This window comes from Anaerococcoides asporogena (assembly GCF_029590275.1).
In the GTDB taxonomy this organism is placed as follows: Bacteria; Bacillota; Clostridia; order Clostridiales; family Clostridiaceae; genus JG1575.
In genome coordinates this window covers 252,937-265,459 of record NZ_CP120965.1, presented here as the reverse complement: position 1 = coordinate 265,459, position 12,523 = coordinate 252,937, and the positions used below count along the sequence as shown (strand labels likewise).

8 protein-coding genes are annotated in these 12,523 nt (G+C 53.0%); 5 read left to right on the top strand and 3 right to left on the bottom strand.

Annotation, left to right across the window (positions count from 1 at the left end; translation table 11 throughout):
• The first annotated feature begins 217 nt into the window (after positions 1–217).
• From lplA to P6M73_RS01250, 3 genes are all read left to right on the top strand, one after another.
• Positions 218–1,204, top strand: coding sequence for a lipoate--protein ligase (lplA, locus tag P6M73_RS01260; RefSeq protein WP_277854370.1), 987 nt, complete (start codon positions 218–220; stop codon positions 1,202–1,204).
• A gap of 108 nt (positions 1,205–1,312) precedes the next feature.
• Positions 1,313–2,833 carry an NADP-dependent glyceraldehyde-3-phosphate dehydrogenase gene (locus tag P6M73_RS01255; RefSeq protein WP_277854369.1) on the top strand — a complete coding sequence of 507 codons (1,521 nt, stop codon included), beginning with the start codon at positions 1,313–1,315 and terminating at the stop codon, positions 2,831–2,833.
• 317 nt (positions 2,834–3,150) lie between these two features.
• Complete coding sequence (locus P6M73_RS01250; RefSeq protein ID WP_277854368.1) at positions 3,151–4,137, top strand: DUF4349 domain-containing protein; 987 nt, start codon at positions 3,151–3,153, stop codon at positions 4,135–4,137.
• Between the two features lie 391 nt (positions 4,138–4,528).
• Here P6M73_RS01250 and clpB read toward each other — a convergent pair whose 3' ends face one another.
• Positions 4,529–7,135, bottom strand: a complete 2,607-nt coding sequence (clpB, locus tag P6M73_RS01245; protein ID WP_277854367.1) for an ATP-dependent chaperone ClpB — start codon at positions 7,133–7,135, stop codon at positions 4,529–4,531.
• A 411-nt stretch (positions 7,136–7,546) separates the two neighbouring features.
• On the opposite strand from clpB, the gene P6M73_RS01240 reads away from it, so the two are divergent.
• The gene (locus tag P6M73_RS01240) at positions 7,547–8,158 is read left to right on the top strand and encodes a 5-bromo-4-chloroindolyl phosphate hydrolysis family protein (RefSeq protein WP_277854366.1); all 612 of its coding nucleotides are present in this window, start codon (positions 7,547–7,549) and stop codon (positions 8,156–8,158) included.
• 117 nt (positions 8,159–8,275) lie between these two features.
• A complete protein-coding gene (locus P6M73_RS01235) occupies positions 8,276–9,556 on the top strand; it encodes a toxic anion resistance protein (protein WP_277854365.1) in 1,281 nt (426 codons plus the stop codon).
• Between the two features lie 224 nt (positions 9,557–9,780).
• On the opposite strand, the gene P6M73_RS01230 is transcribed toward P6M73_RS01235, so the two are convergent.
• The gene (locus P6M73_RS01230; protein WP_277854364.1) at positions 9,781–11,217 is read right to left on the bottom strand and encodes a S41 family peptidase; all 1,437 of its coding nucleotides are present in this window, start codon (positions 11,215–11,217) and stop codon (positions 9,781–9,783) included.
• 58 nt (positions 11,218–11,275) lie between these two features.
• Complete coding sequence (locus P6M73_RS01225; RefSeq protein ID WP_277854363.1) at positions 11,276–12,160, bottom strand: hypothetical protein; 885 nt, start codon at positions 12,158–12,160, stop codon at positions 11,276–11,278.
• Between the last annotated feature and the right edge of the window lie 363 nt (positions 12,161–12,523).

Here is a 12,523-nt window from a genome sequence, read left to right as displayed (position 1 = left end):
AAACCGGTCGTTTCTGCGAATTTCTGTAATACATTGCCTCTTGTCTCAACAGTTTTTCTGAACCACACCAGCTCGATTCAGACTTCCTGGTTCTCCGGATTGATGCAGTCCTGCCGGTCGCAGCCGCACCTGGGCAGTATATCTTCCGGCATTATGCTTTGACCGATATGATAAAATGTAATTATCAGTCCATCAAACCAACGAAGAGGAGCCGACTATGAAATACATCAAGACAGACTATCGGATACCGGCCTACAACATGGCCATGGAAGACCTGATCATGAACTATCTGCCCATGGACGATTATCTGACTTTCTATATCCACGATCCTTCCATCATCATCGGACAGCATCAGAATACACTGGAGGAGATCAATGAGGAGTATGTGCGGGAAAAAGGCATTCATGTCCAGCGCCGTCTGTCCGGCGGCGGAGCCGTTTACCATGACCACGGCAATCTGAACTTTTCCTTCATCGTCCGGGGATCCCGGGAGAATGTCAATGACTTCAACGTCCTGACCCAGCCGGTTATCAAGACCCTGGCCAAACTCGGCATTCAGGCAGAACTGTCCGGCCGCAATGACATCCTCATCGATGGCCGCAAGTTCTCCGGCAACGCGCAGTACTTCCACAACGGCAAGCTGCTCCAGCACGGAACGATCCTGTTCAACTCCGAAATGCAGGAACTGGGCAAAGCGCTGAAAGTCAAGCCTTTGAAAATTCAGAGCAAGGGCGTCAAGTCCGTCCAGTCCAGAGTCACGAACATCATCGAATATCTGGAAGATAAATCCCTGACCATCGAGCAGTTCCAGGATCTCCTGCTCAAAACCATCGGAGAGATCTATCCCTTGGAAGAATACGAACTGACCGCTGAAGAGAAAGCCATCCATGAGCGGCTGGTCCGGGAAAAGTTCCTGACCTGGGAATGGAACTACGGCAAATCCCCTGCCTTCAACGTTTCCAAAACTGAAAAATTCCCCTTCGGCATCGTGGATGCCAGAATTGACGTTAAGGACGGCGTGATCTCCAACATCAAGCTGTATGGGGATTACTTTGTCCGGGAAGATATCGCTACCCTGGAAAACCACCTCAAGAATGTCAAATATACCAAGGAAGATCTCCTGGCAGCCCTGCAGATCGTCAACATGCAGGACTATTTCAACCAGATGACTCCCGAGGAATTTTCGGATTTCCTGACAAACTAATAAGCCATTCAATCACGATTCATCCCTGGCTCGATGTGAATCCCAGGCAGAATCAAATACAGAAACTATTGCAGATACTTTTCATGTAATCCCTCAAGGAGGCAAGCTATGCTGAATGAACTTCATGTCAATCAGATCTACCGGAACTTGCTGCATGGTCAGTGGGTTGAATCGACTTCGGGCAAGACCATCGCGGTCCGATCCCCGGTAGATGACTCCGTTGTAGGACATATCCAGGCAATGACTCAGAGTGAAGTAGATCAGGCCATTGCTGATACGAAAGTCGCACTGAAAACCTGGGCGCTGCGGCCCATGTCCGAACGGGCCGATATCCTGTACCGGGCAGCGGATCTGCTGGAAGAGAATGCCGATGAAATCGCCCGGATTATGGCGATGGAAATCGGAAAGACCCTGCCCTCCTCTCAGAATGAGGTGATCCGGTCAGCGGAATTTATCCGCTTTACCGCCGACGCCGGTCAGAACATTGAGGGTGAAACCATCTCCGGCGACAAATTCCCCGGCGGATCCATGAACAAACTGTCCATTGTCACGGCTTCGCCCATCGGTACGGTACTGGCCATCTCCCCGTTCAATTACCCGGTCAACCTGACGGTATCCAAGGTTGCTCCCGCTCTGATCGGAGGCAATGCCTGCATCATGAAGCCGCCGACGCAAGGGGCCATCAGCGCCCTGTGTCTGGCTGAAATGTTCCGTCAGGCCGGTCTGCCGGATGGAGTCCTGAATACCGTTACCGGCAAAAGCTCGGAGATCGGCGACTATCTGACGACTCACCCGGGGATCAATTTCATCAATTTCACCGGTTCCACCAAGACCGGCCGCCATATATCCGGCCTGGCCGGTATGGTCCCGCAGATTCTCGAACTGGGCGGCAAAGACCCCGCCATCGTGCTGGAGGACGCGGACCTGAAAAAAACCGCCCAGCTGATCACCGTCGGTGCCTACTCCTATTCTGGTCAGCGCTGTACCGCCGTCAAGCGGGTTCTGGCCGTGGGCTCCATCGGCGATGAACTGGCCCGATATCTGACCCTTGAAGTGGAGGCCTTGAAAAGCGGCCATCCCATGGAGGAAGGCGTCACCATCACGCCGCTGATCAGCAGCGAAGCCGCGGATTATGTCCAGGGCCTTATCGACGATGCCCTGGCCAAGGGAGCAGTCCTCTTAAGTGGAAACCGCCGGGAAGGCAACCTGCTCTACCCCACCCTCCTGGATCAGGTCACGCCAGACATGCGCATCGCCTGGGAAGAGCCCTTCGGTCCGGTTCTGCCCATCCTGCGGGTCTCCTCCGCCGAGGAGGCCATCCGTCTGGCCAATGAGAGCCAGTACGGCCTTCAGGCTTCCGTCTTCACCAATCATATCGACAAGGCCTTTACCATTGCCAACCGCCTGGAAGTCGGCACCGTTCAGATCAACAACAAACCGGAACGCGGACCGGACCACTTCCCCTTCCTGGGAGTCAAAGACTCCGGCATGGGAACTCAAGGCATCCGATATGCGATTGAAGCCATGACCCGACCCAAGGCCATCGTCGTGACGATCCGCCCCGAGCTGGTCAACCCCGTAGAAGATACGCCGGTTACCGAAGGACAGGGGGAGTCCGAAATATCCTGACCCCGCCCCTCAGCAAGAAAACTGCAAACTGCCCCGGCCAGCTGGCCGGGGCAGTTTGCTCAGATTATCCAGAAAGTCGAACCCTTCTGACGGGGCTTTTGTCCGTCGTTTCTCAGTCAGTGCGGAGCCCTTCCCATCTAAGCGAAGAACTGATTGAATTCGTCTTGCATACGTATTGAATACGCATTGATTCCGCAAATTTATTGAAGATCCCGCAGGTATTTCCCATCCTTTGTAGTTATGTTGTAATCCATTTGGCGGACAGTAGCATATAATACAGCTATAATCATCGAATAATGATGCCGGGAGGTTATATCATGAAGCCAAAAACCACACGGGCCATTGCGGCCGTCCTCCTCTTTTTCAGCCTTTTGACCGGCTGCAGCGCCATCAATGACCGCCTGAACGTCTCCAGTGACACCAGCGGCGAAGGCGGTGTGACGGCACCGACCGATCAGGGCCTGAAACCGGATTTTGTTCCGCCAGACTACAATAATAACGACAAGACCGTCGAGCTGGGCAATGAACAGAAGCTCGTGAAAACAGCAACCATCGCCATGACCGCAAAGAACATCCAGACTGCCCAGACCGAGATCGACCTGATCGCCAAACGCTACAGCGGCTATGTCTACTACATGCAGCAGTCCCAGACCAGTGAAAAGCGTTACCTGACCATCACCATCAAAGTCGCCACCGCCAACTTTGACACCGCCATCGAAGAAATCAAGAAACTGGGAACCACCAGTAATGTAACCCTGGATGTGGCCGATGTTACTACTCAGTTTATCGATACGGAAGCCCGGATTAAAACACTGAAGATCAAGGAAGAAACCCTCATCGGGATTCTGGCCAAGGCTACCGAAATCCAGGATATCCTGGCCATTGAGAGTTCTCTGCAGCAGACTCGACAGGAAATTGAATCCTACGAAGGTCAGCTCAATGCTCTGAAAAACTCCACCCAGTTCTCCCGCATCACGGTCCAGGTCTCCGATGAAACCGGACTGGCCACCACCGAAGAGCCCGAGTCCGCCTGGGATCGATTCAGAAATAACTTCAGCAAGGGGCTGCGTTACTGGGCAGATACCGCCGTCGATGTTATCTCCGGCATCATTTTCCTTCTGCCGGTCCTGCTCCCTCTGGCCGTGATCCTCTTTATTGCCCGAAAAGTGGTTCGCCGCAATCCCAACCATTGGAGCAACCGCATCGGACCCGACGGAACCCCGCTGTATCACAGGACACCAAACCGGACAGCCCAACAATCCCCACCCGCCGACCCGGACCAGACCCCGAAATCCAAATCCTGATGAGTCACCGGATCAGACAATCTCTGCCCCCTCGCGTTCGGCAGCGCTTGCTTTCAATAATAATGCTCTTCCTTAATAAGACGAATCTTCCTTTCCATCAATCAAGCTTCGAATCACGGAGCTCAGAACACACAGACCAGACAAGAACAGCCAGACAAGAACAGCCAGACCGCTCAGACACTGAACCCAGGTTCGGTGTCTTTTTTTGTCTTCAATTGCTCAACTGCCATTTTCGCTTCTGGGATCCTGATCAAAGCTTTGGGGGGTTTGGACCCCCGGGCTGGTATGGTCTGTTGATTTCCTGATATGGAAAACCGGCCCTGATTGGTTCAGAGCCGGTTGGGGGAATAGGCTTGTTGTCATTTTTAAAGTCGGAACCGATTTCTGCGGACTACTGAATGGGGGTCCGTTCCTGGACCTCCATGGTCAGGGTCCCGTCTTTCACCGTGAAGAGAATATCCTTGTTCTGATCCACTTCTCCCGAGATAATGGCCCGGGCGAGGAGGGTTTCTACGCTTCCCTGCAGGTAGCGGCGCAGAGGCCGGGCTCCGTATACCGGATTATACCCCTCCTTCACGATGAGGTCTCTGGCCTGGGGCGAGAGCTTCAGCGTGATGTTCTTGTCCTCCAGGCGCCGGCCGATCTCGGCGAGCATCAGGTCCATGATCCGGCTGATCTCCGGCATGGTCAGCGGCTTGTACATGACGATTTCATCCAGCCGGTTGAGGAATTCCGGCCGGAAGGAAGCGTGCAGTTCTGCCATGACCTGCTGGGTAGCCTCCGGTCTCAGATTGCCGATGGCGTCCATTCCCTCAATAAGGTATTGGGACCCGATGTTGGAGGTCAGAATGATGATCGTGTTCTTGAAATCAACGGTTCGACCCTGGGAGTCGGTAATGCGCCCATCGTCCAGCACCTGCAGCAGAATATTGAAGACATCGCGGTGCGCTTTCTCGATTTCGTCAAACAGGATCACGGAATAGGGTTTGCGCCGGACGGCTTCCGTGAGCTGACCGCCTTCTTCGTAGCCGATGTATCCGGGAGGGGCCCCGATGAGCCGGGCCACGGTGTGCTTCTCCATATACTCGGACATGTCGATCCGAACCATATTGGTCTCGGAATCAAACAGCACTTCGGCCAGTGTTTTGGCCAGCTCCGTCTTTCCGACGCCCGTCGGACCCAGGAACAGGAATGAACCAATCGGTCGTTTGGGATCTTTGATCCCGGCCCGGGACCGCAGGATTGCTTCGGTAACCTTGGCCACCGCTTCATCCTGGCCGATGACCCGCTGATGCAGGATTTCCTCCAGCTGCAGAAGTTTTTGCCGTTCGCCTTCCAGCATCCGGGAAACCGGGATGCCGGTCCAGCGGGATACAATTTTCGCGATTTCCTCCGGGGTCACTTTCTCCCGAAGCAGCGTGGCGGCTTCCTTGGAACTAGTCTCCTGCTGAGCCTGCTCCAGCTTCTGTATGGCCTGGGGCAGCCGGCCGTACTTGAGCTCCGCTGCTTTGTTCAGATCGTAGGCGCGTTCCGCCTCTGCGATCTGGAAGTTTATCTGCTCAATCTCTTCCTTCAGGTCATTGACCCGGTCGATGGAGGACTTTTCTTCTTCCCACTTCGCCTTCAGCCGTTTGAACTCCTCCTTCTGGTCAGAGATCTCCTTCTGCAGTTCCTTCAGCCGGCGCTGGGAACCTTCATCGGTTTCCTTGCGCACGGAGGCTTCCTCAATTTCCAGGACCATGATATCGCGCCGGATGGCATCCAGTTCCGTCGGCATCGAGTTCAGCTCAGTCTTGATCAGCGCGCAGGCCTCGTCCACCAGATCGATGGCTTTGTCGGGCAGAAACCGGTCGCTGATGTAGCGGTTGGACAGGACCGCGGCCTCAATCAGAGCCGTGTCCATGATGGTCACTCCATGAAAGATCTCATACCGTTCCTTCAGTCCGCGCAGAATGGCAATCGTCTCCTCCACGGTGGGCTCATCGATCATGACCGGCTGGAAGCGCCGCTCCAGCGCGGAATCCTTCTCAATGTATTCCCGGTATTCATCCAGGGTCGTAGCGCCAATGCAGCGCAGCTCGCCCCGAGCCAGCATGGGCTTGAGCATATTGCCCGCATCCATGGAGCCCTCGGTCTTGCCGGCACCTACGATGTTGTGGATTTCATCGATAAACAGGATAATGGAGCCCTGAGCCTGCCGAATTTCATCCAGAATCGCCTTGAGCCGTTCTTCAAATTCACCCCGGTATTTGGAACCGGCGAGCAGACTGCCGATGTTCAGCGAAAAAATGCGGACTTCTTTCAGATTTTCCGGAACATCGCCTTTGATGATTCGTTGAGCCATGCCTTCCACCACTGCGGTTTTGCCGACGCCAGGCTCGCCGATGAGGACCGGGTTATTCTTAGTCTTGCGGGATAGAATCCGGATGGCGTGCCGGATTTCCTCATCGCGGCCAATGACCGGATCCAGTTTGTTCTGCCGGGCCAGCTCCGTCAGATCGGTGGAAAAGCGCTGAAGCGCTTCATAGGTTGATTCCGGGTCGTCCGTCGTCACCCGCTGGCTGCCCCGGACTTCCTTGAGCTGCATCATGAACTTGTCCAGCGCCAGGTCATACTTGGCAAACACCGACTTGACGTCCTGTGCATACGTGGAGAACAGCGCCATCAGGATATGCTCCACGCTGACGTACTGATCCCCCATTTTTTTGGCGTGGTTTTCCGCTTCCAGCATGATCTTGTTCGATCCCTGGGAGATCCCTGGCTGACTTTGGCCTGACACTTTGGGCTTGCGGTCAATCATGGCTTTGACGTCCCGCTGGAAATTGGGCGTCGAAATTCCCATTTTCCGGAAAATGTTATTGATCAGGCTGTCCTCATCCTTGACCAGCCCCCAGAGCAGATGAATATCTTCAATCTGCGAATTGCCGTTTTCAACGCAGCTGTTCAGCGCGTTATTCAAAACACCGATGGTATTCTTGGTATATTTTTCGTAATCCATTGTTTCACCTCACGAAAAGTTCACATGAATTTCTCCATGTGTCAGACTGTATCATGTCTACCTTAATTTTGTCGCTAAATATATTATATCACTTCTTCGGAACGTGTGTTCTTTTTAATCGATTTTTAATCCTTTTGGGGGCAACCAGTCACAACACATCCGCAACCGAACCACCACCCCTGCATCACACGATTTTTCAGCTCTGCGGTTGACCCTCCCCTTTGTCCATTCCACCGTGTTTTAATCCTGCTTTCAATCTTTGTTCATCATTGTGTGCTAAAATTTATTTCATAATATGCCGCAGCCCGGAGCTCTCCCAGAGAGAGCATCCGAAGCAGCCGGCTGTCTCTTCTCAGTCAGATTCCCTATTGCATCAGCTGACCGCACAAATCATCGAAAAGGAAGGAACCCATGAACCGTCAAATGAAAACCCTGTTCGGGGTGCTCGTGCCCCCGCTGCTCGTTTTTGTCCTCACCTTGTTCATCCTGCGGATTGATCTCGCCAGTACGCTGCTTTTGACCTCTGTCACGCTCCTGGTTACTCTGATCTCAGCCCGCGCCCGCCGGAACCAGTACCCCACTCTGGACGCGATCGACGGAAAAATGGAAGCTGAGCTGAACGCCTTAATGAAACAGGGTCAGACCGATATGGACCAGGTCCTGTTTGTTGCAAAGCACGTCAAGTCCAAACCGGTGGCCGACAACGCCATGGAACTGTACCGACTTGGCGAGAAGATCATGGAATACCTGAAGCGAAACCCCCATAAGATCACAAAGGCACGCCGCTTCTTCGGATATTACCTTGATACGGCCAGAGACATTCTGTCCAAGTATCATGAATTTGAGATCACCGGAATCCAGTCCCAGGAAGTGGACAACATCGAGGTCAAGACCTCCGGTGCGCTCCTCACCCTGCAGGATGCCTTTAAAAAGCAGTATATTCAGTTAGCCAGCAATGAACTGATCGATATCGAAGCGGACATTGATCTGCTGCAAAAAACCAATCCGCCGGATCAGCCGTAAGCCTGATCCAGTCGAGATCCTGATCCACTCTGAATCCAGACTCAGCCTGACGCCTTACCGTCCCCGGACCGAGATATCAATTCATGCCATAAATCCACAATTCAGGAGGAAGAAACCATGCCAGACGAAATCACCTTGCAAAGCTTAGCCAAAAGCAGTGCCAAGGCCCAAACTGCCCAAGTCGAAAAAGAACAGGAAATTGCCAAGCTGACCCAGCAGGTCGAGCGCATTACCCCGGCTGAACGGGAAAAGATCGAAGAGATCAAGAACAACATTGACCTGATGGATTCTCAGATGACCGAGCAGTATGGTGTCAGCGCTCAGAAAAACATTGCTCAGTTCTCTGAAACCATCCTCGCTCAGATCAAGAGCAAGGATGCCGGCTATGTCGGCGATATCATGGTGGACCTGATGACGAAAGTCCGGGATGCCGATGTCGACGGCGAAGATGACAGCTTCCTGAAAAAAATCCCGTTCCTGAACAAACTGACCAATAATACCGAGAAGTACATGGCTCGCTTCCAGACACTGGAAACCCAGATCGACAAAATCGAATCCGAACTGGACAAAGCCCGCATGGGACTGCTCAAGGATATCGGCGTCCTGGACAACCTCTATCAGAAGAACGTCGAATATTTCAATGATCTCCAGCTGTACATTTTTGCCGGCGAGGAAAAATTGAAGGATCTGCGGGATGTCACGCTCCCCCGCCTGCGTCAGGAAGCGCTGGAATCCAACGATTCCATGGCCAGCCAGCTGATCAACGACTTTGAGAACACGGTCAACCGGTTTGAAAAGAAAGTCCACGACCTGAAACTGTCCAAAACTTTGGCAATTCAGACCGCCCCCCAGATCAAGCTGATCCAGAACAACGACAAGGCCCTGGTCGACAAGATCCAGACCGCCATCCTCAACACCATCCCCCTGTGGAAATCCCAGGTGGTCATCGCACTGTCCCTGTCCAAGCAAAAAGCCGGACTCGAAATGCAGCGCAGCGTCACGACAACGACCAATGAGCTGCTGCGGAAGAATTCAGAGATGCTGAAAACCAATACGATTGAAGTGGCCAAGGAATCCGAACGCGGCATCGTGGAACTGGAAACCTTGAAGAAAGTGAACGACGACCTCATTACCACCATTGATGAAACCCTGAAGATTCAGAAAGAAGGACAGGCCCGCCGTCTGGCTGCCGAACAGGAACTCCTCAAGATCGAAGATACCTTGAAGCAGAGCCTGCTGAAATCCGTCACGGGCGGCCCCACCACCCAGGCTGAACCCGCTGTGGAAAAACAGGGATCCTATCCAGGCTCCAAAACGGACAGCTACGATACCTCCCGGGTTGAGTCCCTGCTCAATAAGAAGGTAGTCGACGCCGAGATTACTGAAGAAGATAAGTAAGCCGAATAGTCCATATTCCGCCAGATCCTGACCAGGTTCCTGTCTGCTCCCGCCGGACAGACAAAGGATCCCTGAATCAGGTAGGGACGGCAAGATCTGTGGATCAATCAAACACAGGTCTTCGAAATAAAACGGATGATCTTCAAATAAAACGGATGACAGGCTGAAAGCGAAAGCTTTCAGCCTGTCTTATTGTTGCGTCCCTTGATCTGACAGCACCTGCTTCAGGGTTCGGGCTGAATTTTCCGGATGGACTGTTTCAGGGCATATTCCAGTTCTTCCCCATTTTCACGCGCTACATCAATGGTTGTTCCGCGATCATGGTTGGGGGAACCGTCTTTGTTGAATCCGTAAGCCATCTGAATCTGGAAGACGATCCCGGAATAAGGGAGCGGCATCCGGTAGAAGCCGAACGTCTGGGCGATGCCATCCCCCCGGTTCTGCTTCCCGACCAGCTCGGCCAGATCCAGCTGCTTCAAGTAGAAGCTGAACAAATCTGCGCTGCCATAGACCTGACTGTCTGTGAGCAGGTAAATCTTTCCCTTAAAATTGACCGGATCCCGGGGTGTGACAACATCCCGGATTCTGACATAGTCGCCCAGCTGCTGACGATCGTCATAAATCACCTGATTCATTGAAACGGGACTTTGCGGTGTTCCATCCAGTGCAAGATTCGCCGCCGAAGTTCGACTGCCCCGGCTGGCATCATAAAGCAGACGACCCGCTTCGAAAGAGAACTGGGTCAGCAGCTCCTGCCGCATGGCTTTACCCGGCGCTGTCCGACGAAAGGCGATATAGGTCTGGATTCTTGCCGGAACTTTCACCAGGCGGGCTACAATCTCATCCCGCCAGGGGGATATGTCCAGACTATGGTTTCCGCGAACATCGATGATCAGGGTATCGAACTTGTAGAGACTGGACAGAAAATCTTTTACTCCTAGAACCGTCCCATCCGGAGCCGTACCACGAATCTGGAAGGAGGCTATTTTCAGGTAGGCGGTTTTCCCGTCTTCCGCCACGCCCGTGGAAACGACTTCCTCGCGTTCAAACAGGTCGCTGTGGTATTCCAGCCCGGATTTATTTTCAAACCGCTGGAGCAGCTGCTGGTTGTTCAGCAGAACTTGCGGCTTATTCCGATACCCGTTGTAAGTTTCCCAGATGACTTCCTGAGGAAGAACTGACTTTGCCTGCTCCAGGCTTTCCAAAGCGGGCAGGCCCTCCAGGACTTTTCCGGGATGCAGCACCCTGGTGTAAAGGGGCTGATAGGCTTCACTTACTTTCTTTAAAAAACGGTAATACTGATCCATGGACTGGATCTGATCCAGTTCGATCATCCACTGATCCAGGTCCTTCATCGGACTGGCATCATTCAGACGGGCATTGGAGATCTGGTCGGTTCCGGCCAGCTCCAGATGACGCAGGAGATAATACAGTTCAAATCTCATCTGATCATGGGTCAGGTCTGCCAGATTCGATACATAATGTTCCACCGGCTTTCCCGCTTCGAAGGCTTCATCCAGCTCTCGAATCCTGGCGGCGATGACCGGATCCAGAGACCAGCGTTCAAATTTCGTCATGACGTCCAATCCGCAGCCGGTCGTCAGTACGATGACGCATGCCAGCAGGATCACTATTCTCTTCCACTGATTCCATTGATTCATGCTTCTCTTCTCACTTCCCCTGATGGTGAACTGCGGCATCAGCACCGGGATTCGACCATTACGGCTGGCTGGTTCCGGAGCCGGGTTTGGTCTGGCCCGGAGTCTTTGGAACTGAAACGTCGACCGGCAGGTTCTGGTCACTGGTTGAAATCGACCCATTATCGGTGTAGCCGGCGATCCGGTGCTTGAAAGTGTAATTCAGAGTGTCCAGATAGCCTGTCCGCTCGTTGATCATGGCTTCCAGATACAGATTGCCCTCATAGGCATCTTCCTCGGTCTTGCGATACCCGAGATCTTCCATAATATTTCGGATCAGACCGGAATCCTGGGTTGCCAGCTTGACATAGTAAGTGCCGTCCTCCAGGCTGGCCGAATATGTCTCCAGCAGCCGGGTGAGCAAGGCGTCCAGATCGAAGATCGGTGCTTCCTTAACCTGGGCCAGGGAGTATGTGGTCACGGTACCCTTGTGGTCGACCGTATACTCACTCTCTGTGCGATACCAGGTCGTTATTGAGGTATCCACCCCTTCTGATTCTTCCCGGCTGCCCATGGCGGTCTGTACTTTACCATTCAGATCATAATTTGCCGCAAAGGTGATCTTTCCGGTTTTCATCGGATAATTGCTCTCCACCGACCATAATTGGGTGATCCGTTCGCTGCGCAGTCCCTGTCGGGCTGCCTGGTATTTGGACAGTGCCTGAGCGGCATGAGAAGGCGGAGCCGGAACCGAGGTGTTAGAAGATTGGGAACTTCCCTGCGAAGTATTGGAAGGACCCGCCTGGGAAGCGTTTGACGGCTGGGATCCGGCCGTCGTGGCCTGACCGGTACCGGGAACGATGCTTAATGGTCCGCCCTGACATCCGGTCAGGCTGACCATTGCCGTGATCAGGACAATGGTCCCAGTCATTCTGATTTGATTCTTAAAGAAGCCCGATTGGCGCATGTTCTTTCTCTCACTTTCGATGCAGTCTACCTTCAGTTTACCTGCCGTCACCCTCGAAATCAATCCAACATTGCATTCTGCCGGAAAAAGCCTGGCGGACAGATCGCTGTCTGCCGGTTTGAACCGCTGCCAAAAATCAGTCTTACGTGGCCCAAAAATGAATATTCAGACTTCTCGCCTTTTGGCGTCAATCCGCCGTTTCACGTGGTATAACATATATTATTTTAATACTGTTCACGAAACTTCTTTTGTTTTTCTCTTTTGAATTGAGTATGATATATATAACAAAACAATGATATGAATACTCATGAATCAAGAGGCTGCATCGGATGGTTCCAAACAGTCTCTTAACCGAGGAGTGTG

Excerpts from the sequence above, each read along its gene's own strand:
- P6M73_RS01250 (WP_277854368.1), top strand. The coding sequence starts at position 3,151 with ATGAAGCCAAAAACCACACGGGCCATTGCGGCCGTCCTCCTCTTTTTC.
- P6M73_RS01235 (WP_277854365.1), top strand. The coding sequence starts at position 8,276 with ATGCCAGACGAAATCACCTTGCAAAGCTTAGCCAAAAGCAGTGCCAAG.
- P6M73_RS01225 (WP_277854363.1), bottom strand. The coding sequence starts at position 12,160 with ATGCGCCAATCGGGCTTCTTTAAGAATCAAATCAGAATGACTGGGACC.
- lplA (WP_277854370.1), top strand. The coding sequence starts at position 218 with ATGAAATACATCAAGACAGACTATCGGATACCGGCCTACAACATGGCC.
- P6M73_RS01240 (WP_277854366.1), top strand. The coding sequence starts at position 7,547 with ATGAACCGTCAAATGAAAACCCTGTTCGGGGTGCTCGTGCCCCCGCTG.
- clpB (WP_277854367.1), bottom strand. The coding sequence starts at position 7,135 with ATGGATTACGAAAAATATACCAAGAATACCATCGGTGTTTTGAATAAC.
- P6M73_RS01230 (WP_277854364.1), bottom strand. The coding sequence starts at position 11,217 with ATGAATCAATGGAATCAGTGGAAGAGAATAGTGATCCTGCTGGCATGC.
- P6M73_RS01255 (WP_277854369.1), top strand. The coding sequence starts at position 1,313 with ATGCTGAATGAACTTCATGTCAATCAGATCTACCGGAACTTGCTGCAT.